This is a genomic window from Neobacillus sp. NRS-1170, from assembly GCF_050468025.1.
The window spans coordinates 1-23748 of the sequence record NZ_JBITPF010000022.1 but is presented as its reverse complement, the minus strand read 5'-3'; the positions used below and the strand labels follow the sequence as shown (position 1 = coordinate 23748).

Here is a 23748-nt window from a genome sequence, read left to right as displayed (position 1 = left end):
CAGAGAACGGTTAAACCGTTATATTTTTTGAGTTGGAGGAATTTTCCTCAAGCTGGGTGGTACCGCGATTATCTCGTCCCTGCAATTTTGCAGGGGCGTTTTTTATTTTTGATTGGAGGGATTTAGAATGGATTTATTACAGGATTTAGCGTGGAGAGGGATTATTTATCAGCAAACGGATGAAGAAGGCTTAAAGGATACAGTTAGCAAGGAAAAAATTTCTTTATACTGCGGCGTGGATCCTACTGCAGACAGTATGCATATTGGACACTTACTTCCATTTTTAACACTCAGAAGATTCCAGCAGCACGGCCACCGTCCCATCGTATTAGTCGGTGGTGCAACTGGGCTAATCGGAGACCCAAGTGGAAAAAGTGAAGAGCGAAAGCTTTTGACTCTCGAAACAGTACAGAGCAATGTCAACGGAATCAAAAAACAATTACAATCCATTTTTGAATTTGAAGGAGAAAATGGTGCCATAATGGTTAACAACTATGACTGGGCCGGATCGATGGATATCGTGACGTTCTTGCGTGACATTGGAAAGCATATTGGCGTGAATTACATGCTGGCTAAGGACACAATTGCCTCTCGCCTTGAAACAGGAATTTCGTTTACAGAATTTACGTACACAATCCTACAGGCAATGGATTTCCTTCATTTGTACCAGAATCATAATTGTAAATTACAAATTGGCGGCAGCGACCAATGGGGGAACATTACATCTGGTCTCGAACTAATCCGCAAAATCGAGTCGGAAGGCTCTAAGGCATATGGTTTAACTATTCCGCTCGTAACTAAAGCAGATGGAACAAAATTCGGAAAAACAGAAAGCGGTGCAATCTGGCTTGATCCGGAAAAAACAACTCCATACGAGTTCTACCAATTCTGGATTAACACTGCTGACGCTGATGTAGTGAAGTACTTAAAGATTTTCACATTCCTTTCTCATGAGGAAATTGAACAATTAGAAAAAGCTGTCCAGGAAGAGCCGCATCTTCGTAAAGCTCAAAAGGTTTTGGCGGAAGAAATGACACGCCTCATTCACGGTGATTCTGCACTAGAGCAGGCGATAAAAATTTCTCAGGCTCTGTTTAGCGGCGATGTGAAAAGCTTAACCGCTGCCGAGATTGCACAAGGCTTTAAGGATGTGCCTGCCTATGAGTCAGCAAATGAAGTAAATTTAGTTGATCTTTTGGTTGCAGCGAAGATTTCACCTTCTAAGCGACAGGCTCGCGAAGATATTTCAAATGGAGCAGTTACCATTAATGGTGAAAAAATAACAGATACTGCTTACGTCCTCGCGGATACAGATCGGATTGAAGGACAGTTTACAATTATCAGAAGAGGCAAAAAGAAATACACTCTAATCAATTATTAAGAAAAGTAAAGAAGGACCTTGGTGAATCCAAGGTCCTTTTTTTTCGTCTATATAAATAAGAAGAGAAAATGGGGGTGACGTAAATGAAATATGTATTGCATGCATTCTTTATCATTCTCATTGCACTTGTCACATTTTTCGGGCTTGGACCCGTTATATTTGCAGATGGAGCAGTCCGTGAAAGGGTATTAACATCCATTGTACTTGTATTAATCTATGCTCTACTTGGATTTGGATATTGGATGTCCATTAAATTAAACAATAGAAAATAGAAAAAAACCCCGAGCCATAAAAAGTGGCTTGGGGTTCATTGTTATTAACGAGAGTAATGCTCAATGGTTGTAAAAACCCTAGTATTATTAGGGGGTGAAGGTGGTATTTTGAAAACCTCCCCCAAAACTTCCCCCAGTTTATAAATTTAGTGCCTCGGAAAAAGCGTTAACCGATTCTTCCTCCAGGGCTTTGTAGTTATGACCGTAGGTATCCCATATCATTTGGGGAGTGTTTCCTAGTCGTTCAGCAATCACAGTAACTGGCTGTTTTTGACCAATTAGAATCGTTGCATGGGTATGACGTAAGCCATGCGGAGTGATTGTTTTTAGACCAGTTTTTTTTATGATTCGGTCAAAGCAATATTTTAGCGTGTTTTCTCCCATTGGTGTTCCTGATTGATATGAGATAAAAATAAAGTCATCGTCAGATAAGTGCTTTCCAAATGTCAGCATTGTTTGTTTGCACCAGGTGAGGTATAGTTTTAATTGATGAATGAGAGAATCATCGATTCTAATGGTCCTGTAGCTGTTTTTCGTTTTTGGCGTACGGACCCCTTTTTTATCTCTCGTCCGATTAACAGTCACAGTTTTTCCTTTAAAATCCACGTCATTCCACTTTAGCCCCAATGCCTCACCTCTCCGTACTCCTGTATAAGCTAGTAATAGGATCATTGTATAATTTGTAATATTCTCCAGATTTTTAGCGGCTACCAAAAAAACTTTCAGTTCCTCAGCAGTTAGAAAGTTATCATTAGCATCCTCACTACCTTTAATGGTTATCTTAATGAATCGATTTCGCGGGATAATTTCACTATCTACAGCAGCATTAACAGCCACTTTAAAAAGCCGATGAAATAAGCGGACCGTGCTGGGCTCGTATTTTTTCATGAGCTCATTAATGAAAACTCGCTTATAAGTGGTCTTGTCCAATTCAGCCAGCTTATATTTTCCGAGAAGCGGCTTCATTTGGTATTTTATTGCGTTCTTCCTCTGCAGCTGGGATGTAATCTTCCAGTCATTTTTATGTGTTTCGAACCAAATATCTAACCACTCAGAAACAGTCAGATTTGAGTTTTCCACTTGTTTTATGTTCCCATTTACAATACCAGTCTTTACTTCTAGAAGTGCCTTGTAGGCTTCTTTTTCACTTGTGAAATTCTGCTGGTATTTCTCTTTACGAGTTCCTAGTTCATCATAGTAACGGTATCGATAGCACCACCTTTTTTCTCCTTTGGTGTTAAAGTAATAATAAAGGTCCTTATCCTTTTTAGTTTTTAAGAGTTTCATTAAAATCTTCCCTTTCTTGCGTGGACAGACGCCTTTGGGGGAATATAAGAATGTAAACAACGCTTCGTTAAATATAGATAACGTTGTACATATATTACCATATCATTTTTGGGAATATTTGCAATCCAGTGCATGATTTCACCACTCGTCCATAATTTCTCTGATTACGCGCTTAGATTCTTCATAAAACCAATACCTTTTGCCCTTTTCTTTTCGCCTTTCAAGTAACCTCATCCGTGGGTCTCGCAGGATTTCATTTTCAAGAAACGACTTGCTCATACAAGTTCGTTTCGACATCTGATCAATATCCCAAGTAAATAAAGCCTCATTGATGGACTCATCAAGCTTTCCATTGATGTACTTCCTTACTTCTTCACTATTCACGTTCACGCTGATTTCTGCAATAGGCATATTATTCACCTCATATTTCCATTAACTTCGGATTATAAATTTTTTGTCGTTCAGCAAACATCTTTGAGGTGTGGTAGCCGTAGTAGGCTCTAAAGAAAAATTTATTTTAATATATTTATATTTTCTTATAGAGAAATATATAAGAGAGACTACTACGATTACTACAGCTTAGAACCGTAAGGATTAGAGCTTACTACTATATGTCTGCCACAGGTTTACTACGCATTAATTTAAACGTATTCCAATATACACTTTTTTAGGTTGCGTTTTGCCATTAAAATTCACTCGTTTACTCTTAAATGGAAATCTTTCTTTTATTTCTAACCCGAAATTATTCAAATTAAGAGGTATATAACCGCCGGCAGCGCACCATGATTTATAATCTTGATATAAGCGGTCGGGGGCTTCCCAACAATCCTCATTTGCTGGTTCTATATAGCAAGAGTCTAGGATGAATTGACCGATAATATCTTGTTCTTTTTCGTACTGTTTTACCGCATCCCGAACTTCTTGCGGAGGGGTCAATCCTTGACTTTGCCATTCCATGCAGCCTTCCAATGCCCAACGAAGAATACCTTCCAATTCAGCCTCTAGCTTTGCATCCAAATCTTTATCCCGCTCATGGTCTTCAAAATATCTATTGAATGGAATCAAGTGTATCCTTTCCCAAATAGCCTTCCTGCGCTCATAAATACCAGGTTTATTATTAGTAAGCATAAATATCTTATAAGTCGGTAAATATGTGAAGGGATTTTCATATTTTCTTTCGGCTTCGACCGGGTCACGTCCGGTTATTTGCTTTATTAATTGAACAGCTAATTCTTCTCCACGCTCAACTTCAGATGTTGACAGGAATCGTACACCCACAAGCTCCGCAAGAGTATGCCTTGCCGTTTTACCGCTTTTCATAAATGTCGATGGGTCAGTTGTGGCAGCATAGTTATTTAGCAGCCTTTGAATTACTTTTACTAGTGTCGATTTCCCATTACGACCCTTTGGACCGTAAAAGATAAACATTGCTTCTTCTTTGTTGCTTCCCGTTAGTGCATATCCAATGACTCTTTGAATATACCTGATCATTTCATGGTTCCCCATAAATATGTCGTCTAAAAATTTATCCCATGTTGGGCATTTTGCAATAGGATTAAAGGGAATGTCAATATAGTGGGTAATATAGTTTGCGCGATCATGCCCGCCTAACACCATTTTATTAACCCCTCCTAACTTGAGTTTCTTAAGATCAAGGGTCCCATTTGCTACATTAAGTAAGTAATCATCTTTATCGAACATAGATTGTGTAACTGTAATACCCTCTGAAACTGAATCAGCTAATTGAACCATTGCCTGGATTCTTGGGGCGGCTTGAGAGCGAACGATATGTTTTGAAAATGCCTCCTTTTCTGCCTTGCCATCAATGTAGTTAATTTCATCTTTTAACTCTCTAACAATTTCAACTGCTTTCATATTTAACAGATTGCTAGAATCCACATCCCAAAACTTTCCGGTCCAGTTCATCCATTTTTTACGTTCAATGTGATAGCGAAAATCAGCCCCGTATACATGAATTAATCGTTCGGCATTTCCCAAATCTGATAAGTCCATTTGTGATCTTGCCTGGAGACTTCGATGTTTCTCGTAGTCAAAAAGATTTTCATCCTCGAAGTCCTTGTCAATGTTGTACTGTTTTAACGTTTCTGCAAGAGTTTTTTCCATTTTGTTAACACTCCTTTTGCTTCAATAAAAACTTCAATTTGCTTGTTGAAATTAATTTTTTCAAACAATCCTTCTTGTAGCCGTTCTAATATTTCTTCATAGTGCTCTTTATCTTGGTAATACTTAATTACTAATTCATCATCCACCAATAGCTCTATAAACTCATATTGCTTTATTAAATTGTTTACCGAATCACGAATAGTGCATAAATCGTAAAAAACTTGTTTATAATTGATAAGAAAGTTTCTCTCCACGGACCTATCCCGTTTGTTTCTTGCATATTCACGAACTATTGGCTCCGGCAATGGCTGTTCCTGCGATAGTCCGTAACGGTTCGCTAAATAATTGATAGCTTCTCTATTTGACATGGGACTTAAGCTAGCAAACAAATTAATTTGGTCTCCGCCAGCTTCACAACCGAAGCAGTAGAAATAGTCTTTAGTAGAATCTGAATTTGGTACGAGTGAACAGGAAGCAGTTTGTTCCACATGCATAGGACACAAAGTGAAATATGATTTACCAGACCGTTTTAGTTTCAAACCAAATTCATTTGCCACATCCAAGATTGACATGTTTTTTTTTATTTCCTGTATGTTATAATCACGTTGTATATTTTTAATTTTGTTCACCAGCTTTCATGGTGGAATTAAATGTCCATTTAAACCGTACTAGCTGCAACTAGGCGGTTATTTTTTTGAGAGTACAATACGTTCCCTGACATCGCAGGCCAGGGACGGCTTATGAAATGAATATTAAACAATCAATTTAACTATTTGTTGTGTTATCTACTGCAGTAACACTTATTTAAGTCTCCTTCCAGAATAAAATTGAAAGTCTTTTTGCAACTGGGTAATAGAAAATTCAATTGCCTCTTCAGATAATCCGGACTCTTTAGCAATCGTTTTGGCATATTCCAAGCTTTCTTCGATAGTAAGAAAATCATTTGAAACTGCTAATTCCTCACACTTTCTCCACATGCTGATATAAAATAGGCCAGTGTATTCACTTACCCTAATATAAATTTTGCGAACTCCGTACGGCACAAAAATAACCCTCTCAATCCCTATCGCCTCAAAGAAGTCTCTTAATTTCTCTGTATAAACTGATGATTCATCCGACAATGATTTGAGTATCACTGCATTCACTCCTAATTAATTAATCCTTCGCTATCGCTAGCACACTTAACTTCAGTAAATGACAAATTATTTATTTCAATGATAGTTCTCAAGTAATCCCAGAAATCACCCAAATTATTAAAAAACTCAAACGTCTTCTCCTATATATTGATTCAACGCAAGATAACATATGGGTGTCCAAGAACACATTCAGCAATAATAATCATTGCAACATCTATAGGTACATCAGCTGTAGCTCTTTTGCTGATGCGTCAAGTATGTCTTTAAAATTGTTTCCAAAATGAGATATGGAATTAATAATCTTATAAATCGCTCCTTATTAGTTCTTAAAAATAGTTTGTTGGAAAATTTATGGGCATCTAACCCGTCCTCACTCCATACTTTTGACATTGTTGTCTAAGGTACATCAAAAAGCTTACCTACAGCATGGTCGAGTGCCTCCCTGGATAACGGACAGTAGACATCGCCGGCCAGAATCGTTCTGGCAAGAGTATTTAGTTTTGAACGTCTATCGCTTGTTCCACTATGGATTTTCAGTGATTTAATTTCTTGATTCATTCATTAACTTTTCAATTATTTCTAAAAAAGAACGCTTTTCCTCACTATTTAGCTCTTTACGAAGTTTGCGAAAGAATCCCTAATACATCTGCAACCTAGAGTTCTAATTCCTAATTTGCTTTCATCCCATCACCCCCTACAGCCACACCATAAATATATAACAAATTAGTCACTAAAATTTGTCATCTTTCAGTCATGTTTCACACGCATGTGTGTTGTATATAGTGGGGAAGTTAACATTAAAAATAGAAACAGGGTGCTGATATGTTAACAACAAAAAAAGTTAGTGAAATGTTTAATGTAAGTGAAGAGACAGTGCGTAGATGGATCAGAAGTGGAGAATTAGAAGCTGTACAAGATGGAAAAATCTATAAAATTGACCAGGCATCCCTAATAAAATTTATTGATAAAAAGGTTAAAGAACCCGGTAATTCTATTTCAAAAATGGGTTTTATTACTGGTATTGCAGATAAGGAAGAGGATTCCACAACCGTGGCTTCAAAATTAATTGAATTTGGTGCAGCAGTGGTAGCTAAAAACATAAAAATGTGGCTTCCTTTTGATCAAGTCCCTGAGGATCCTGAAGAATTATCGATTTATTATTTAAAAAACCTCATTTATTTTAGGAAACTGGACATGGAAAGGCTGGAACATGAACATAAAATTAAGTCACTCGATATTAAAGAGGAAATTGCTAAATATGAATTAATATTACAAATGAAGCTAAACGACAAAAAGGAAGGAGAAAAAATGGATTAATAAACACACCTTTTTTATAGTTTCAGTTATGGCTAACTACTTTATGGTTATAAAATATGTTAAAATTAAATAGAACATTTGTTCTTTTTATAAATGGGAAGAAGGTGATTTCATTGGGCGAATTAAATATTCGACAAAAGAAATTTGCTGATTTTTATATCGAGACTGGAAATGCATCGGCGAGCTATCTAAGAGCAAGTTACGAAGCCGAAGGGAATGCTGCCGAGGTAAACGCCAGCCGCCTGCTCAGGAATCCTAAGGTCCAAGATTACATCAAGGAGCGGAATGCTCAATTGGATGTGGAATTAATTGCGGATATAACGGAAACAAAGCGGTTTTGGACGGAGATTATGAGGGATGAAAATGCGGAGATGAAAGATCGTTTAAAGGCATCGGAATTTATAGCCAAAACCAATGGTGCATTTGTGGAAAAGAAGGAATTGCAGGGTGCCTTTAACAATAAGATCGAGTTTGGATTTGTTGATCCAGGTGCTGCTGATGCATAATGTTTTGTTAATACTGCACTAATTAATGAGAGAGGTACAGTCATAATGATTATATTTCTCTCTATTTTTTTAGCAATAATTATTGGAGATAAGGTCTTATGCCATGATACAAACATAGTTGGAAAATTAAGGAGAGTAAGTTACCATTGCAACTAAATGGACAGCATAAGGATTGTCTCCTACAGGCGAATATTTCACCCGCTTGTAATTCATTCTTCCCAGCCTCAAATCATCAAGTAATCATTAGGCACGTGTTTACCATATTGATTAAAGAGTGATATTAATAAAACACAATGGGAATTTTCTGTGATTTTAACATTCAATAGTTTGATAAATGCATAGTAACTGATATATTTAAATTAAGGGATTTTTTCAATATTATGGAATGAGTGTGGTAAATATGGCATTTAAAAGAAGAGTGAAAAGTGGTGGAACCGTAACCAGCCCGGTGACTTTATTTCGTGATATAAAAAATCGCGAAGTAAAAGGTTTGCTTGATCATCAGAATGAGATGATTGAAAAATATATGAATGAAGGCTTGGGTTTACCTGACGTCGCTATGGAGTTGCCAACAGGCAGCGGTAAAACTTTAGTTGGATTGTTAATTGGTGAATATCGGCGAAGAGTGAATAAGGAAAAGGTGGTATATCTTTGTCCCACTAAACAATTGGTTAATCAAGTGGTTGAGGATTCCGAAAAGAAGTATGGTATTAAAACTGTTGCATTTACTGGCAAACAGTCAGAATACGATCCCAGAATGAAATCACAATACACTCAGGCTGATGTTATAGCTGTAACAACCTATAGTGGTTTATTTAATACAAATACATATTTCAATGATGCAGATGTAATTATCTTAGATGATGCTCATACGTCAGAAAACTACATCCCTTCATTGTGGTCATTAACAATAAACCGCTTTGATAATAGTACATTATATAATCAGATTATAGAATTATTAAAGCCTGTTTTGAGCCATAGCCACTATGAGACTATGAAAGCAAGAGACCCTTTTAGTCAAGAAAAATTATGGGTTGAAAAATTACCGACACTTAATTTTTACGAGTACATCAATGATATTGTTCCCTTAATTGATGGCAATGTGCAAGGTACAAGCCTACAATACACGTGGAGTATGATACGAAATAATTTGCATGCCTGTCACTTCTATATGAGTTGGAATGATTTATTAATAAGGCCTCTAATTCCTCCATCTTTACTTCATCTCCCTTTTGCAGGGGCTAAACAAAGGATTTATATGTCGGCAACATTGGGTGTAAATGGGGATTTGGAGAGGATAATTGGAATTCCTGATATATATAGACTTGCAGCACCAGAAGGTTGGGACAAACAAGGTTTAGGGCGAAGATTTTTCTTGTTTCCAGAAGCAATTATGAATGAAGAAGAAGCATTAAATTTTACCGCACAATTGATTACAAAAGTAGACCGAAGCCTTATCCTGGTTCCAGATGAAAAGAATGTAACAAATTTAGAGCAACTTATCACTCAAGAAACAACAAATACGGTTATTAAGGCGAAGGAGATTGAAGGCTCGAAGGACATTTTTACTAAAGGATCGGGAGTAGTTGCGGTAATGGCTAATCGATTTGATGGAATTGATTTAGCAGACGATGACTGTAGGTTGCTAATATTGAAGGGGATACCCCGTGCTACCCATCTTCAGGAAAAGTTTCTTATGTCGCGTATGGCTGCTTCAGTAATTTTTAATGATAGAGTAAGAACAAGGCTTGTACAGGCGGTGGGTAGATGCACCCGTCACCCTGTTGATTATGCTGCTGTTTGTGTACTTGGACAAGAGTTAATAGATGAATTGGTTTCCAGTAAAAAGTTGGAACTATTTCATCCTGAGTTACAAGCTGAAATAAAATATGGGTACGACCAGTCGGTAAGTGCAACAGATCGGGATGAATTATTGGAGAATTTTCAAATATTCTTAGACCATGGTGAAGATTGGAATGCTGCTGATCAGGATATATTGGATGAAAGAAATGAACGTGAACAATCAATATTACCAGCTTCTAACAAGTTATTTGCCGCGGCTAAATACGAAGTTAATTTTATTTACGCTTTGTGGAATCAAGATTTTGATAAAGCGATTTCAATGGTTCAAGAGATTTTGGTTAAATTAGGTGGGGATGATGTAAAAGGTTATAGGAGCTTTTGGTATTATATTGGTGGGAGTACCGCGTGGGTAGCATCAAAGAAGGGTATAGACACTTATGCAGCACAAGTATACGATTATTATAAAAGAGCTGCTGCTTGTACAAATACGATACCATGGCTAAATAAACTCGCTACTCTCCAGAATATTGTCCAAGATGAGGAACAAGTCGATCCGTTTATTCCTAGTGTGATTGAAGGGTTAGAGAACCAGTTAAATAGGTTAGGTTTAGCCAGTAACAGGCGGTTTGAAAAAGAGTTAAATGGGATTCTTGAGAATTTAATTTCAGAAGATGGTACAAAATTCGAAAAAGGACATGAGAAATTAGGAAATCTTTTAGGATATGATGCTAAAAATTCCGAGGAAACTTCAGCTCCTGACCCTTGGTGGATAGTTAATAATGAGATTTGCTTGGTTTTTGAAGACAAGATTTATGAATCGCCCGAGAAAAGGATTCCTGCGAAGGATGTAAAACAGGCTGCTAACCATCCTATCTGGATTAAAGAAAAATTGCATAACCTAAATAAAGATGCAGAGATTGTACCATTAATGATCACAACAGCAAAATATATTGAAATTGATGCTGCCGTTTTTGCACAAAATGTAATGTGCTGGAACAGAGATGACTTTTTAGAATGGGCACACCAGGCAGTTGCAACAGTCAGGAAACTTAGGCAAAGATATAATGGATCAGGAGACCCGATATGGAGGGCCGAAGCAATATTGGAATATAAACAAAACAAGCTTGGGCCGCTACAAATAATGGGTTTATTGAAAGATAAGTACCTAAAGAACTTACCTAACTAATGAAATCATTTGATGGTTATTTCTACGGTTGTCTCTTACTTTAGCGAGTTTTAATAATTCCTTAACATCCTCTGTAGAGGGTGTTTTTTGTATTTTTGACTTACGCGAATCTCACACCTATGGTTGGGGGACTAGTACGCTGGGGTTTGTGGCATTCACGCTCAAATTAATCTACTTATACACAAAAACACAATCCTATAAAACTATTTACATGAGAAATAGACAAAAAATGATAAATTCTTTGTGGCAAATTTTCGAATTAAACTAATCCTGATTTTAGAAGCGTAGTTCGTTTTACTATTATTTCTGTCGAAAAATGTCTAAATATTTTAATTCAATATCTATTCCTTTGATAGAGAAATAGTGTTATAGTTTCCTAGGGAAAAAATCCCAAAAAATGGGGGCGATACATATGAAAAAAACTTTTGTTTTAGTAACTGTGCTGCTTGCAGCAATACTATTGGGGAACCAGCCAAAAGCTTTGGCATTCACCGATATGGATTGTAAAGATTTTTCAAGTAAACAAGCTGTAATGGATTTTTGGTATAGCAATGGATATAGTGCAAGTAATGATCCTCACCGCCTCGATGGTGATAATGATGGGTATCCATGTGAAGTGACTGCTGGTGATTATAGTAGTTTTATATCGAGCAAGTCAACTAGTGGCACCAAGACAACAACAAGTACTGGTTGGAAAAATATAAATGGAAAGTGGTATTACTATTCCAGCGGTGTTAAACGTACTGGTTGGCTTTCTTATAGTGGATCATGGTATTATCTTGATTCAACAGGTGTCATGAAAACAGGATGGGTGAAAGTGGGAACTAACTGGTACTTCTTTAATTCATCAGGGACCATGAAAACTGGCTGGTTACTTTCAGGTGGCAAATGGTATTTTCTAGATACGAGCGGTACCATGAAAACTGGATGGGTAAAAGTTTCTAATCTATGGTATTTCTTTGATAGCTCAGGCGTGATGAAGACAGGCTGGGTAAAATCTGGTTCAGACTGGTACTATTTAAATGCAAACGGAACAATGAAAACAGGCTGGCTTCAATCAGGCGGCAAGTGGTACTACCTAAATCCAACTTCCGGTAAAATGGCGCTTGGCTGGAATAACATTACCGGAAAAACTTATTATTTCTACAGCACTGGAATCATGGCAGTCAATACAACGATTGAAGGTAAACAAATTGGAGCTGACGGTGCTGTTGTAGCCGTTGACCCAACATTAAATAAAATTAAAGAAGTTGCTACTCCATACGGCGTAACTGTTGAATATGACGCAGAAAATGCTGTTTATGATTTATACGATGGGGATGAATACATCGCTAGTGTTGTGGCAGATGGAATAGTATATGCTGATGCTGCACACGAAGAATTGTTTAAAAAGCTTGCTCTTGCTCTAGGTGCGCCAGTAACTGAGGCAGAACTAAATGATTTAATTGCACAGGCTAAGGCTAGTGAAACATCTGACATCGATACTGGATCTATCTACATTGCTGCAGATGAAACAGGTTTTGTAATCGTTTGGGGAACTGCTTATTCAGCAGAGTAATAATTTTATTAAGCGAAGCCCCAAAGTGTTCGGGGCATTATCGATTAAAAAAATTGATTCACACTAAAGGGATGCAATAGTTAAAGATGGGATCGCTACGGCGATCTTTTTTTATTGAACTAATGATGCAGTTTTGTTGAAAAAAGGGAATATCTTCTAAGTACTATCTATGTAATCCCAAGGTGGTATTACATAGATAGTACAATTATCCTTTCATTACCATTATCGAGAAGGTTCATTGTGGATTAATTGAAACTATAGAGATCGCGGTGTTATTCAATAAATGGATGCAGGTTAGTTTAATTAGCCGTTGATTTATTTAAATATTTAAAACTTTTATATGGTAAAATTGGGTTGGCTTTTTATGATATTGGAGGGGATTTTTTATGGACGAATATAAAATAATTTTATTTGATCTAGACGGCACGTTATCTGACCCGAAAGTAGGTATAACTAAATCAGTTCAATATGCTTTAGAGAAATTGGACATTATTGAACCGAATCTTGATAAACTTGAATGTTTTATTGGACCACCACTTCAAGTTTCATTTGCCGAATATTACGGTTTTATTGAGGAAAAATCACAAAAAGCAATTGATTTTTATAGAGAACGATTTAAGCAAAGGGGTATGTTCGAAAATGAATTATATCCCAATATACCACCACTTTTAAAATCATTAAAGGAACAAGAATATACCTTAATCGTAGCAACCTCCAAACCTACGGTATTCTCAGAACAAATTCTTAAATATTTTAATATTGATCATTATTTTGATCTCGTTGTCGGAAGTAATCTTGATGGTACAAGAACATCTAAAACTGAAATTATCCAATACATACTTGAAAAGTATAAAGATTATATACTTGATAACTTTATTATGGTGGGAGATCGTAAGCACGATATTATTGGTGCAAAAAACCTTGGTATCGATTCAATTGGAGTAACTTATGGATACGGTTCTTTTGAAGAAATAAGTCAATCTAATCCTACTCATATTGTTCGTAGTGTTGACCAGATAAGAGATATTTTAATGACGAACAAAGTAAAATAATAATCTAAAGGTAAGATTGTGAAAAACTATACTTAAGCTAACGGGTGCTTTTATTCAGGAGGAGATTGCCACGGCGATCCCCTCAATGTTCAGTTTGGTGAAAGAGGCATGATTGACCTAAACTAGAAAGGCAATAAGGGCGAGGATTATAGAGTCATTTATGAATAAAAACATTCGTACCAATTGGAACTAAAGATGATAATTCTAGAACATCATGATTAAACATTCTTATACAACCATGCGAAACATTCTTACCTATAGAAGATGGATTATTTGTTCCATGTATACCGTAATGAGGTCTTGACAGTCCCATCCAAAGCACTCCGAAGGGTCCGCCAGGATTGGGGTCCTTGTTGATAATCGTGTATGTTCCTGTAGGTGTTGCTGACAATATTTTTCCAACTGCAATGGGGTAAGTTTTTAAAAGCCTGTGACGATCAAAAAGTTTTAATTGGTGTTTTGCTGTTGATACATCAATCCATTTCGCCATGAGATCAACTCCATTTTTTGAATATGGTATGAAGTAAAGCAGGCGTATGTTAATTAACAAGAATTGGTGGGCATTTAATTATCCATTACCAAAGTAAGTATGTGAAAAAATGTACTTAAGCTAAAGGGTGCTTGAGTTTAAGATTGGGGTTGCGGCGGCAGCTCTTTTTTTTGTTGCTAAACTAAGGGGCAAGTTACTTGACGAAGGGTTATTTATTTGTAGTTTTTTGAAACTTTTCCATTTTTCCAATCGTATTAATTGACTGTGTACTAGCTAAAAAAAATAAGGGGGAAAAAAGCATGGATGTATTTCTTGGAGTTATGGGTTTTTTAGGTCTTATTGTATTTATTATTATGGCTATTGTAAGTGCATTTAGGAAAACAGGAAAAGGTAAGAAGTGGATGTTATTTGCCGCTGGTTGTTTTGTATTAATGATCATAGGTGGAGCCATTAGTCCAGACTCAAAAGAATCAGCTGGTTCCACTAAAGTTGAAGATAAAAAAGACAAATCAGACAAAGAACAAAAAGCTGTTGTTGAGGATAAAAAGAAAGAAGAAGCTGAATTAAAAGCAAAACAAGAAGCAGAACAAAAGGCAAAAGAGAAAGCTGAGGCAGAATTAAAAGCTAAACAAGAAGCAGAAGCTAAAGCAAAAGAACAGGCTGAGGCAAAAGCGAAGCAAGAGGCTGAAGCTAAAGCACAGGCAGAAGCTGCTTCTAAGGCTAAGGCGGAAGCCGAGGCAGCAGCAAAAGCGCAGGCACAAGCTGAGGCACAAAAGAAGCAGCAACAGGCGGCTACAACAAAGCCTGTCCAAACCACGCAAACTTCATTTGCAAACTGTACGGAACTTAGAAAAGTTTATCCTGACGGAGTTCCTTCTTCCCACCCTGCATATCAGGCAAAAATGGACCGCGACCATGACAATTATGCATGCGAACAATAAACAAGTATATTAAGATTTCCTTTTAAATGGACAAAAAATGCAGGAAGTGATTTCCTGCATTTTATTGTTTCTATTGGCTTCAATCTTAAATCATCACTATTTTATCAACAGGGGCGAATCCTTTAGTCTTCCGGAAATTCATGCGGTACTCAAAATTAGCCAAGGCGTCAGACGGGTCGATTGCGTTGAAATTGAGGAGGTTCAAGGTGTTTCGGTATATTCGGACAGATAATATAACCATCTCTTCCTCGTACCCCGTCACTGTGTTGAATTGTTGGTCCATTGCATGAATCAGGACCGAATCGACCGGAAGAAGGGCAAACAAATCACGGGCAATTCGAATCACACAGCTCGCAACATAGTCCTGCTGAATGTCGTAAAACTGGGACACCGGCATTTTTTTTACGGATAGCTTTCCGGTCGACGTCAGACTCTTTATTTCCGCAGGCACCACGCTCTTCGATCGGACATCGAACTCGACTTCCATGGAAGACGCATCCTCCGCAAAAAACTCAAAACCGCTGCCAAATTCGCTTAAATCATCCAGCGGAGCAAAATCCGCGATGATTTCAAAGTAGGCATCGATGTCTCCATCAACAATCCTTTTTGCTGTCTCCACCATGTGTTCCCAAGCGGTATATGTTTCTTCATCACGCTTTCTCGCTTCCAGCACTTCTTTCCTCAGAAACTCCATTTTCTTTTCTTCCTGTTTAAGCAACCTAGCGAAAAAACCTGGCTGATATTTTTTGATTTTCTCCAAAGCTGCCCCTTCTTCTGGTCCAGGATTTTCTTTGGCATATGGTGGCTTCGTGTGCTGGATATCGGTCCAGTTGACCTCTTCATCGCATTCTTTATGGATGGATCGGATCATGTCCAGTCTATTTTGAAAGAGATCCACCTCAAGCCGGTTCCGTTCTATTTCCTGCAGCTTTTCCCTTTCTTTTTGAATACGGTCAAGTTCCCGCTGCCGTTGGTAGGCGGAAGATTTATAGCTTTTCTTACTGCCACTTGAGGAAGTAGAATACGAGATTCCAGTCCCAGGAATACTGGCGGTCATTCTTCTTTGGCCTCTCGAGTTTACCGAGTAGCGAAGCCCTTTTCCTCCGAAACTGGCCCCTACTCCTCTGGAACTTACATTCATTCGTACACCTGGTGCGATTTTAAAACTTTTACGGAAACTCAGCCCCATTTCAATTCCCCCAACTATTTTCTTTTTATTTTACAGGATTTGGTTAAATCATGAAATATTATTTGCCCCATTCATTGAAGTATCTTGAAGCATCCTTTACAAACGACTATTTCATCTGTTTTCTACATAAATAAATAGGTTGCGTTATTTGGCAATATAAAAGGACAACTGAGTCCTTTTTCAGCGTGGTGGTTAAGTTGAGGATTGATTTAAAACTATTATTTTCCGAAAGATTGAGTATAAAATTTTGAAATGATAAAATATTATATGGGCAATAATGTTTATTTATATAAATTTTTACATATATTTTATTAATCTTAGCAAACCAATAAATAATTCTTTGAAATAAACACCTTGCTAACGTAAGGATTAATTTATGAAATAGGTGGGATTAAAGTGAAAGTCTCCACGGGTAGCGAATTAATACAGGCCAAGATAGAAAAATGGAAGAGGGATTTAATTGATTTAACGAATCGTAATGTTCTCTTAAATTTCCGGCCCAAAAAGAACAACACTTTACAGTTTTTTGAAGAACCGCAAGAACTGTTTGACCATTTAGTGAAAGAATCTAAAAATTTAAATGTAGAAGAGTTGAAGAATCCTATATTTGAGCAGATCCAAAAAATGATGAACTCAATAGAAGAAGAACCGGAAAAAAGAAAGAAAATCGCAGAAGAGAAAGAGCAGTTTAATAAATTGGTCGGCAAACTACGGTTAGACGCTCGTACCCGATTAAATGAGCAAGGAATTCAGACCCTGTATCTTGTATTTGGGGTGCTCAGGTGGAAAGAACAAGGGAACGATAAAGAGTTTATGTCGCCCTTGTTGCTTGTTCCTGTTGAATTGAACCGCTCCAGTGCCAACCAACCTTTTCGAATGAAAATGGTGGAGGATGAAATTGTACTCAATCCTTTCATGGCTCACAAATTAAGGGAGGAAAAAGGCATCTCATTCCCGGAATTGACTGACCAGGAAGATGCGGAGCTTGAAAAAATCTGGAGCGCGATTTCTGAACAAATTGACCATATAGAAGGATGGTCTGTTTCTCCGGAAATCTATCTATCATTGTTTTCTTTCAGTAAGCTCGTGATGTATAAAGATCTTGAAAATTACAGAGATTTGCTGGAAACTCACCCTCTTATCGGTAAAATTTCCGGAATGGAACCAGACGAAAACGGAAACTTGGCGGATTTATCATCGGTACCGGATGAACATGATCTTGATCGTAAAGTGCCCGCACAGGAATCATACCTAGTGTTAGATGCGGATTCGAGCCAGCAGCAAGCCGTTATCGCTGCTAAAAATGGTGTGAGTTTTGTCTTACAGGGTCCGCCGGGAACCGGAAAAAGCCAGACAATATCGAACATCATTGCCGAATGCTTGGCGGCGAACAAAAAAGTATTATTTGTTTCGGAAAAGATGGCAGCGCTAGAAGTGGTGAAATCCCGTTTGGAACAGGTCGGTCTCGGTGAATTTTGCTTGGAACTGCACAGTCATAAAGCAAATAAACGCTCAGTATTGGACGCTTTCCAACAGGCGATCAATAATCACCCCAAGCAGAAACAAATTCAACATGAACTGTATTCGAACATCAATCACTTAAGGAATCAGCTCAATACATACTCGGAGAAACTGCACCAGATCCGCGAACCTTTTGGCAAATCCGCCTATGAAATTCATGGAACCTTAGCGAAACTCGATGAGATTCAAGAAATGTTGTTTGATTTTGAAATGGACGAATCGACAAATTACGAATATATTCTGACCCACTTGAATAATTTGGAGCGTTATCGAGGGCGATTACTTTTAACGGAACAGACTCCGGTTTGGAAGGGGTTTAAGAAGCCGATTTATAGTCTTGAATTGGCGTCGAAATTGGAATCGTTTCTTCGAGAGCTTCTGAAAAATTTAGATGAGTTTATTCAACAGTCGGAATCTATTCAACAAACTTTGGGCTTGAGCGGTGATTCGATTGAAGACATTCGCCGAAACTATAGCATCATTGAAATGGCTAAATATTCGCCTAATCCTCCGAAACATTGGTTTGACAACGAATCCATTCAATTGACAATCCGAAAGGCTAGAGAATATCAGGAGAAAATGTCCTCTTTTTTAGAGGAGAGCTCGTTTCTTTCAACCATCTTTCACCCTGAAATATTAGAAAAGGACATCGCCAATATTTTTGTTCAGTTGTTCATGCTGTCCGAGGACTTTTTTGACGCATTCGGTTCGGAGGATCCAAAGGCGCTCATACAAGAGAGAGACATCCTAAGCAACACGATTGAACAGGGAAGAGCTTCGCTGCAAACCTTGAACGATTTGGGGACAATTCCAGATGAATTTGGGCTTCCGCCTATAAAAAAAATGGAGGATATTCATTTTTTAAATGGTCTTATGTCAGTAGTGTTAAAAAAGCCCCGCCCAACCCAGCAGTGGTTCGTTGATTTAGAAGGAGTAACTAAATCCATCCTTGAGGCGAAGCAAAGGTATTCGGAATGGGGGCAGAAACGGGATCAATTGAACCAAAAATATGATCCGTCCATACTTGAACTCGATCTGTATGCTCTGCGGCAAAATATAGAGGCACAGGGAAATGAACTACTGCCTTTGTTCTCTCCTTCCAATCAGTCGGATGCAAATGATGATGCTCTTTTTCATAAGCGGGTATCCATTCAGGAGCGTATGGCAAAGTTTTTGATTCAGATCCAACAATTCGACCAAGTTAAGCCATTTGTATCAGACTCGATTGAGACGGAATTATCCAATCTAAAGTCGGTGTCAAGATTGAAACCGATGATGGAGTTGATTGCCAAAGACCCAAGGCCAACCGCTTCTTGGTTTCAGTCGGATCGGCAACATGAAATTTATAGTTTCATTCAGGAGTCCAAAAATATTCATAAGAAGTACCAGCAGGAATTATCTGCGACATTGGAAATCTACGAGGAAGAAGTATTAGATGAACGCATCTTCCAGATGTTGGAGCGCTTTGAAACCATTTACCAATCGCCTATGCGGGTTTTTAACGGAAGTTTCCGCCGCGATCGTAAATGGCTGATTTCCAAATTGAAGCAAAAGAATAAATACGACTTTGAGTCATTGAGTAAACAAGTTCGCTCCGCCAAACGGGTTTTGGAGTACAAAAAATGGATGGAAGACCATCAAGCGGATTTTCGAGCTTATCTCGGAAGGCATTATAAAGGGCTTGAAACGGAATGGAATCGAATTGCAGACTCTTACTCCGTGTTACAGGAAATTCAGCAAATGTTCCCAGGTTCCATCATCCCGGCGCCTTTAAAAGAAACCTTGATTCAATCGACGGGACCTTTGGAGCAATTGATTTCAGAATACGAACGATTAGCATCGATTACCGCTGAAATGAAGGGGATTTTGGAAACGCTTCATGGGGATTTTCCTAATCTCTTCATGAAACGGAGTGCTCAACCCGTAGAACAATGGCCGATCCCGGACACAGTTCATGAAATAAAGAAACTGCAGTTAAACCTGCAAGCATTCTACACGAATACTCAAATATTTTTGGATGTACGAAAACCAGGTACAGTTTCTCGCCTTTCGTTGAAAGAACTGTTGGAGGACATCGGCCTATCATTAGCAGTCATCCAGCTGAAAAATGAAATAATGGAACAGGAGCCTCAGTTAAAGGAAGTCATGGGATCGTGGTACAAAATGGAACAAACGTCATGGGATATGGTGGAAATGGCGTTGTCAGATATAAAAGCGCTACGAAACCTTACTCCATATATTCCCGAAAAGCTCCAAACACTTTTAATAGGGGATACTTTCAAGGATGACGGCCACCATTCAGAAATGGAACGGGCAGTACAAACCTTGGAACAAACGATCCATGTATTAACTCAAAAAGTTCCGTCCCTTTTCTGGAATTTAGAGGGAACCGAGACAAACTTGTGGGAAATCGAAAGCATTGCCGGCGGTTTCCAATGGTTTCAGCAGAGTCTCCGAGAATGGATGGAACACTACGATGAGATAAATGGATTTTTCAAACGGGAATATCTAGCCCCATCAGAGCTAAAGGAAGATCTTCAAGAAGCAATCGTCGTTCAGGAGCAGAAGATGGCCCTTGAAGCTGATTTGGATTACTTGAAGGATACTTTCGGCCATTACTTTTCTGGGTATACGACAAATTGGGATGTCATTTTTGACGCCTTGGCGTGGATTGAGGATTGGATCAAGCATTTTGCCCATGGTGAAGTTCCTGCTCGTTTGGTAACGTACATTTCAGAAGGGGCGAATCCTGAACACAAGCAAGAATTACTTCGACTTTTCGAAAAAAGCAAAGGGGTTTTGAAACAGCATGAGCAGCTATACCGTCAGCTGGAAACTTATTTCGTGAAAGAATCCCTAGTGGTAGAGGGTGCAGAGTTACAAAAAAGCTCCTTACACAGTTATTATTCCTGGATTAATGAGCGTATTCAGTCGAAAGAGGAACTGGAGGAATGGATTCGTTATCAAAGACTGGAAAAGAGAATAAGAGACTCTCAACTATCTTCTTTCTTGGAACATCTTGAAAACGAAAAGCCCTCAAACGGCACATTCGTCCAATTATTCCAGAAACGATTCTATCGCAAATGGCTGGACCAAATTTATCAAGATGAGGAAATCCTTTATGACTTCGATGCGGAAAGAGCTATTGGAGCAATTACCGATTTCCGTCAAAGTGATTTAAGGAGTCTTGATCAAAATGCTATGCGGGTGCAAGAGATATTGGAGAAAAAACGGAAACATGCCATCGATAGCCTTTCTTATCGAAGGGAGCAAGGGGTCTTGCTTCATGAAATCGGAAAAAAGAAGCGGCATCTAGCGATTCGAAAGCTGCTATCCCAGACGTCCGCCCTTGCTTTGGAGGTAAAACCATGCTTCTTGATGAGTCCTTTGTCGGTCAGCCAATACTTAGATGCAGACGATATTGCTTTCGATGTCGTTATTTTTGACGAAGCATCTCAGATTTTTCCCGAAGATGCGATTGGATCTATTATTCGTGCATCCCAAGTTATCATAGTAGGAGATAACAAACAGCTGCCTCCGACTGATTTCTTTAAGGCTGGCGGAGTAGGAGAAGAATTTGAGGATGAAAACGATGTAGAGTATGAGAGCATTTTGGATGAGTGTATGTATGTTCTTGAGAATATGCGATTACGCTGGCATTATCGAAGCAGACACGAATCGCTCATCTCTTTCTCGAACACCGCTTTTTATTCAAACAGTTTGATTACCTTCCCTAGTTCTGAGCATGAGGATGAACTGGGCGTAAAATTTGTTCACGTTCCAGATGGTTTATATGACCGCGGCGGAACAAGAAGTAACCTAAGAGAGGCAGAGGTTACAGCCAAACTGGTTTTTGAACACTTCCGCCAACATTCAAACCGTTCTTTAGGGGTGATCGCGTTTAGTGAAGCTCAAGCTACAGAAATCCGGGATCAAATTGATAGTATGAGACGGAATGATCCTTCCCTGGAACGATTCTTTAAAGAAGGCAAACATGATGAGTTTTTTGTGAAGAGTCTGGAGAATGTACAAGGGGACGAACGGGACGTCATCTTCTTCAGTGTCGGTTACGGTAAAGCACCTGATGGCAGCCTTCATATGAACTTTGGGCCTTTAAGTAAAAACGGGGGAGAGCGTCGCTTAAATGTGGCCATTACTCGGGCGAAATATCATGTTAAATTAATCAGTTCATTGTTGCCCCAAGACATTCCATTGGAACGGACACAGAGTATAGGCGTTCACCGTTTACGAGATTATATGGAAATGGCTATGAATGGACACTTGCCGGTTTATAAATCTTCAAATATCGTAAAGATGTATGATTCCCCTTTTGAAGAAGATGTTTACGATGTTCTTGTCGATATGGGGTATGAAGTACACACACAAGTGGGCGCTTCTGGTTACAAAATTGATTTGGCCGTTGTTGATCCTCATAAACAGGATTCGTACCTTTGCGCAATTGAGTGTGACGGCAAGACTTATCATAGCTCGAAAGTAGCCCGCGACCGAGACCGATTACGCCAGCAGGTCCTTGAAAATCTTGGTTGGAAAATACACCGAATTTGGTCGCAGGAGTGGTTCAAGAAACGTAATTTTGAAATAACGAGGCTTAAGAGTTTATTGAGTAATCTTGAAAGAAGATAATACTCTTTGCGATTGAAATGACGGGATCTCTTGTAGAAAAATAGAAATAGTAGATTGATTATTGTTAAGTGAGGACTATCTAATATGGATAGTCCTTTATTAATTAAGAATAGTATTCCTTCTCAAAGCTTGGCAGTCTTGAAAGAAAGTGTAAAAATGATCTAAAACATTAGGAAGTTACTTTCATAGTGTTATTTATTTGTCAACATAACCTAAAACGGAAGAGTTATATGAAAGACAATGTGGACACCATAAACCAGGATTACTACCTTTATCTTCATTTCGACGGAATTTATAATTTCCCTTGGATTCCCATAAAACTTGTGGCATTTGTTTTATGAAATAAATGATTTGTTGAATCTTAGTGTCATAACTTAAAAGTATTGACACCAATATATGGAAGTAATAAAATAAGGCTATCAGCTGGTGTCATAACTTATATTCAAAAATTAACCCAGGAAAGAGGATGATTTTATGAAATATGGGTACTGCCGCGTAAGCACTTTAGGACAGGATTTGGAAGTACAAATTGAAAGGTTACAAGATGAAGGATGCGACAGGATTATTGAGGAAAAATTCACTGGTACGAAGCTGGAAAGACCGAAGTTTAGTTTACTGCTTAAAGAGTTAAAGGAAGGCGACACATTAGTTGTGACTAAGCTTGATCGGTTAGCAAGGAATGTACGGGAAGGTATTGATGTTGTAGAAGAATTATTCAACAAGGGTGTTCGCGTACACGTACTGAATGTGGGTTTACTCGAAAACACAACTATGGGGCGGTTCTTCCTTCAAACCATGTTAGCAGTGGCGGAAATGGAAAGGAATATGATTGTGGAACGAACCCAAGAAGGCAAAGCATTAGCTAAGCAGCGTGAAGATTTTAGAGAAGGCCGCCCGAAGAAGTTTAAAAAAGCCCAAATCGAGCATGCATTGAAACTCCTCGAAACGAACTCATATATGCAAGTGGAAAATATAACAGGCATAAGTAAAAGCACGCTTATCAGGGCAAAGAAACGACAGGTGTAGCTGAGCGAATGAAAAACGATGACAAGTCAAATGAGTCGGCCATAATGGTCGATTTTTTATTTCGTCTACTGTTATAACGATTATCACTATTAATGTTTAAATTGTTATTACTGTTGCAGGAATATATGATCAAGCTGCCGTTGCAATTGGCATGTCTTCTTCAACTAACGAAGCAGTTGTGCGGCCGAGCCTAGGTCGTATCATATAGCGGGTGGGATTCCCGCCGAGTAAGAACTAGCCATTCGCTCGTAGCGAGTCTTGGAGGGCTAATGGTAACATTAGTCTTTAAGCGTAGACAGCTAGGTGGCGGGCCGA

Annotated in this window: 16 protein-coding genes, 1 pseudogene and 1 other annotated feature (1 of these 18 only partly in view); of the genes and pseudogenes, 10 read left to right on the top strand and 7 right to left on the bottom strand. The window is 38.4% G+C overall.

Going from position 1 to position 23748, the window contains the following annotated elements; genetic code table 11:
* Window positions 1–84, top strand: a binding site (T-box leader) (it extends 131 nt beyond the left edge of the window).
* A gap of 43 nt (window positions 85–127) precedes the next feature.
* Together tyrS and ACIFOT_RS09310 are read left to right on the top strand one after the other, a co-directional pair.
* Window positions 128–1381 carry a tyrosine--tRNA ligase gene (gene tyrS, locus ACIFOT_RS09315; protein ID WP_430064051.1) on the top strand — a complete coding sequence of 418 codons (1254 nt, stop codon included), beginning with the start codon at window positions 128–130 and terminating at the stop codon, window positions 1379–1381.
* Between the two features lie 83 nt (window positions 1382–1464).
* On the top strand, window positions 1465–1653 hold the full coding sequence (locus ACIFOT_RS09310; RefSeq protein ID WP_430064050.1) for a DUF6954 family protein: 189 nt from the start codon (window positions 1465–1467) through the stop codon (window positions 1651–1653).
* Between the two features lie 138 nt (window positions 1654–1791).
* Here ACIFOT_RS09310 and ACIFOT_RS09305 read toward each other — a convergent pair whose 3' ends face one another.
* The 5 genes from ACIFOT_RS09305 to ACIFOT_RS09285 form a co-directional block, all read right to left on the bottom strand.
* Window positions 1792–2940 (bottom strand): tyrosine-type recombinase/integrase, encoded by a 1149-nt coding sequence (locus tag ACIFOT_RS09305; protein WP_430064049.1) that lies wholly within the window; start codon window positions 2938–2940, stop codon window positions 1792–1794.
* A 138-nt stretch (window positions 2941–3078) separates the two neighbouring features.
* On the bottom strand, window positions 3079–3351 hold the full coding sequence (locus ACIFOT_RS09300) for a hypothetical protein (RefSeq protein ID WP_430064047.1): 273 nt from the start codon (window positions 3349–3351) through the stop codon (window positions 3079–3081).
* A 225-nt stretch (window positions 3352–3576) separates the two neighbouring features.
* Window positions 3577–5064 carry a DNA primase family protein gene (locus tag ACIFOT_RS09295; RefSeq protein ID WP_430064045.1) on the bottom strand — a complete coding sequence of 496 codons (1488 nt, stop codon included), beginning with the start codon at window positions 5062–5064 and terminating at the stop codon, window positions 3577–3579.
* Window positions 5037–5693, bottom strand: a complete 657-nt coding sequence (locus tag ACIFOT_RS09290; protein WP_430064043.1) for a CHC2 zinc finger domain-containing protein — start codon at window positions 5691–5693, stop codon at window positions 5037–5039. Before ACIFOT_RS09290 ends, ACIFOT_RS09295 begins: the two co-directional genes overlap by 28 nt.
* Before the next feature lie 171 nt (window positions 5694–5864).
* On the bottom strand, window positions 5865–6200 hold the full coding sequence (locus ACIFOT_RS09285) for a hypothetical protein (protein WP_430064041.1): 336 nt from the start codon (window positions 6198–6200) through the stop codon (window positions 5865–5867).
* A gap of 822 nt (window positions 6201–7022) precedes the next feature.
* Between ACIFOT_RS09285 and ACIFOT_RS09280 the strand changes: the two genes are divergently transcribed.
* The 5 genes from ACIFOT_RS09280 to ACIFOT_RS09260 all read left to right on the top strand — a co-directional run bounded on the left by ACIFOT_RS09280 (window position 7023) and on the right by ACIFOT_RS09260 (window position 13622).
* On the top strand, window positions 7023–7517 hold the full coding sequence (locus ACIFOT_RS09280; protein WP_430064039.1) for a helix-turn-helix domain-containing protein: 495 nt from the start codon (window positions 7023–7025) through the stop codon (window positions 7515–7517).
* Between the two features lie 113 nt (window positions 7518–7630).
* On the top strand, window positions 7631–8023 hold the full coding sequence (locus ACIFOT_RS09275) for a terminase small subunit (protein WP_430064037.1): 393 nt from the start codon (window positions 7631–7633) through the stop codon (window positions 8021–8023).
* Window positions 8024–8423: 400 nt separating this feature from the next.
* Window positions 8424–11012: a DEAD/DEAH box helicase gene (locus ACIFOT_RS09270; protein ID WP_430064035.1), complete on the top strand. Its 2589-nt coding sequence runs from the start codon at window positions 8424–8426 to the stop codon at window positions 11010–11012.
* Between the two features lie 412 nt (window positions 11013–11424).
* Entirely contained in the window at window positions 11425–12570 is a 1146-nt protein-coding gene (locus tag ACIFOT_RS09265) for an excalibur calcium-binding domain-containing protein (protein WP_430064033.1), read from the top strand.
* A 386-nt stretch (window positions 12571–12956) separates the two neighbouring features.
* A complete protein-coding gene (locus ACIFOT_RS09260) occupies window positions 12957–13622 on the top strand; it encodes an HAD family hydrolase (RefSeq protein ID WP_430064031.1) in 666 nt (221 codons plus the stop codon).
* A gap of 154 nt (window positions 13623–13776) precedes the next feature.
* Here the strand turns inward: ACIFOT_RS09260 and ACIFOT_RS09255 are convergent, their stop codons facing one another.
* Window positions 13777–14112: a L,D-transpeptidase gene (locus ACIFOT_RS09255; protein ID WP_430064029.1), complete on the bottom strand. Its 336-nt coding sequence runs from the start codon at window positions 14110–14112 to the stop codon at window positions 13777–13779.
* Between the two features lie 815 nt (window positions 14113–14927).
* On the opposite strand from ACIFOT_RS09255, the pseudogene ACIFOT_RS09250 reads away from it, so the two are divergent.
* Window positions 14928–15053: pseudogene (locus ACIFOT_RS09250) on the top strand (excalibur calcium-binding domain-containing protein); the annotation flags it as partial.
* Window positions 15054–15138: 85 nt separating this feature from the next.
* On the opposite strand, the gene ACIFOT_RS09245 reads toward ACIFOT_RS09250, so the two are convergent.
* Window positions 15139–16242: a DUF4236 domain-containing protein gene (locus tag ACIFOT_RS09245; protein WP_430064028.1), complete on the bottom strand. Its 1104-nt coding sequence runs from the start codon at window positions 16240–16242 to the stop codon at window positions 15139–15141.
* 396 nt (window positions 16243–16638) lie between these two features.
* On the opposite strand from ACIFOT_RS09245, the gene ACIFOT_RS09240 reads away from it, so the two are divergent.
* Both ACIFOT_RS09240 and ACIFOT_RS09235 read left to right on the top strand, forming a co-directional pair.
* The gene (locus ACIFOT_RS09240) at window positions 16639–22407 is read left to right on the top strand and encodes a DUF4011 domain-containing protein (RefSeq protein WP_430064026.1); all 5769 of its coding nucleotides are present in this window, start codon (window positions 16639–16641) and stop codon (window positions 22405–22407) included.
* Window positions 22408–22881: 474 nt separating this feature from the next.
* Window positions 22882–23433 (top strand): recombinase family protein, encoded by a 552-nt coding sequence (locus ACIFOT_RS09235; RefSeq protein ID WP_430064024.1) that lies wholly within the window; start codon window positions 22882–22884, stop codon window positions 23431–23433.
* Window positions 23434–23748: the final 315 nt, after the last annotated feature.

Excerpts from the sequence above, each read along its gene's own strand:
- tyrS (WP_430064051.1), top strand. The coding sequence starts at position 128 with ATGGATTTATTACAGGATTTAGCGTGGAGAGGGATTATTTATCAGCAA.
- ACIFOT_RS09295 (WP_430064045.1), bottom strand. The coding sequence starts at position 5,064 with ATGGAAAAAACTCTTGCAGAAACGTTAAAACAGTACAACATTGACAAG.
- ACIFOT_RS09305 (WP_430064049.1), bottom strand. The coding sequence starts at position 2,940 with ATGAAACTCTTAAAAACTAAAAAGGATAAGGACCTTTATTATTACTTT.
- ACIFOT_RS09265 (WP_430064033.1), top strand. The coding sequence starts at position 11,425 with ATGAAAAAAACTTTTGTTTTAGTAACTGTGCTGCTTGCAGCAATACTA.
- ACIFOT_RS09270 (WP_430064035.1), top strand. The coding sequence starts at position 8,424 with ATGGCATTTAAAAGAAGAGTGAAAAGTGGTGGAACCGTAACCAGCCCG.
- ACIFOT_RS09260 (WP_430064031.1), top strand. The coding sequence starts at position 12,957 with ATGGACGAATATAAAATAATTTTATTTGATCTAGACGGCACGTTATCT.
- ACIFOT_RS09310 (WP_430064050.1), top strand. The coding sequence starts at position 1,465 with ATGAAATATGTATTGCATGCATTCTTTATCATTCTCATTGCACTTGTC.
- ACIFOT_RS09280 (WP_430064039.1), top strand. The coding sequence starts at position 7,023 with ATGTTAACAACAAAAAAAGTTAGTGAAATGTTTAATGTAAGTGAAGAG.
- ACIFOT_RS09245 (WP_430064028.1), bottom strand. The coding sequence starts at position 16,242 with ATGGGGCTGAGTTTCCGTAAAAGTTTTAAAATCGCACCAGGTGTACGA.
- ACIFOT_RS09255 (WP_430064029.1), bottom strand. The coding sequence starts at position 14,112 with ATGGCGAAATGGATTGATGTATCAACAGCAAAACACCAATTAAAACTT.
- ACIFOT_RS09235 (WP_430064024.1), top strand. The coding sequence starts at position 22,882 with ATGAAATATGGGTACTGCCGCGTAAGCACTTTAGGACAGGATTTGGAA.
- ACIFOT_RS09300 (WP_430064047.1), bottom strand. The coding sequence starts at position 3,351 with ATGCCTATTGCAGAAATCAGCGTGAACGTGAATAGTGAAGAAGTAAGG.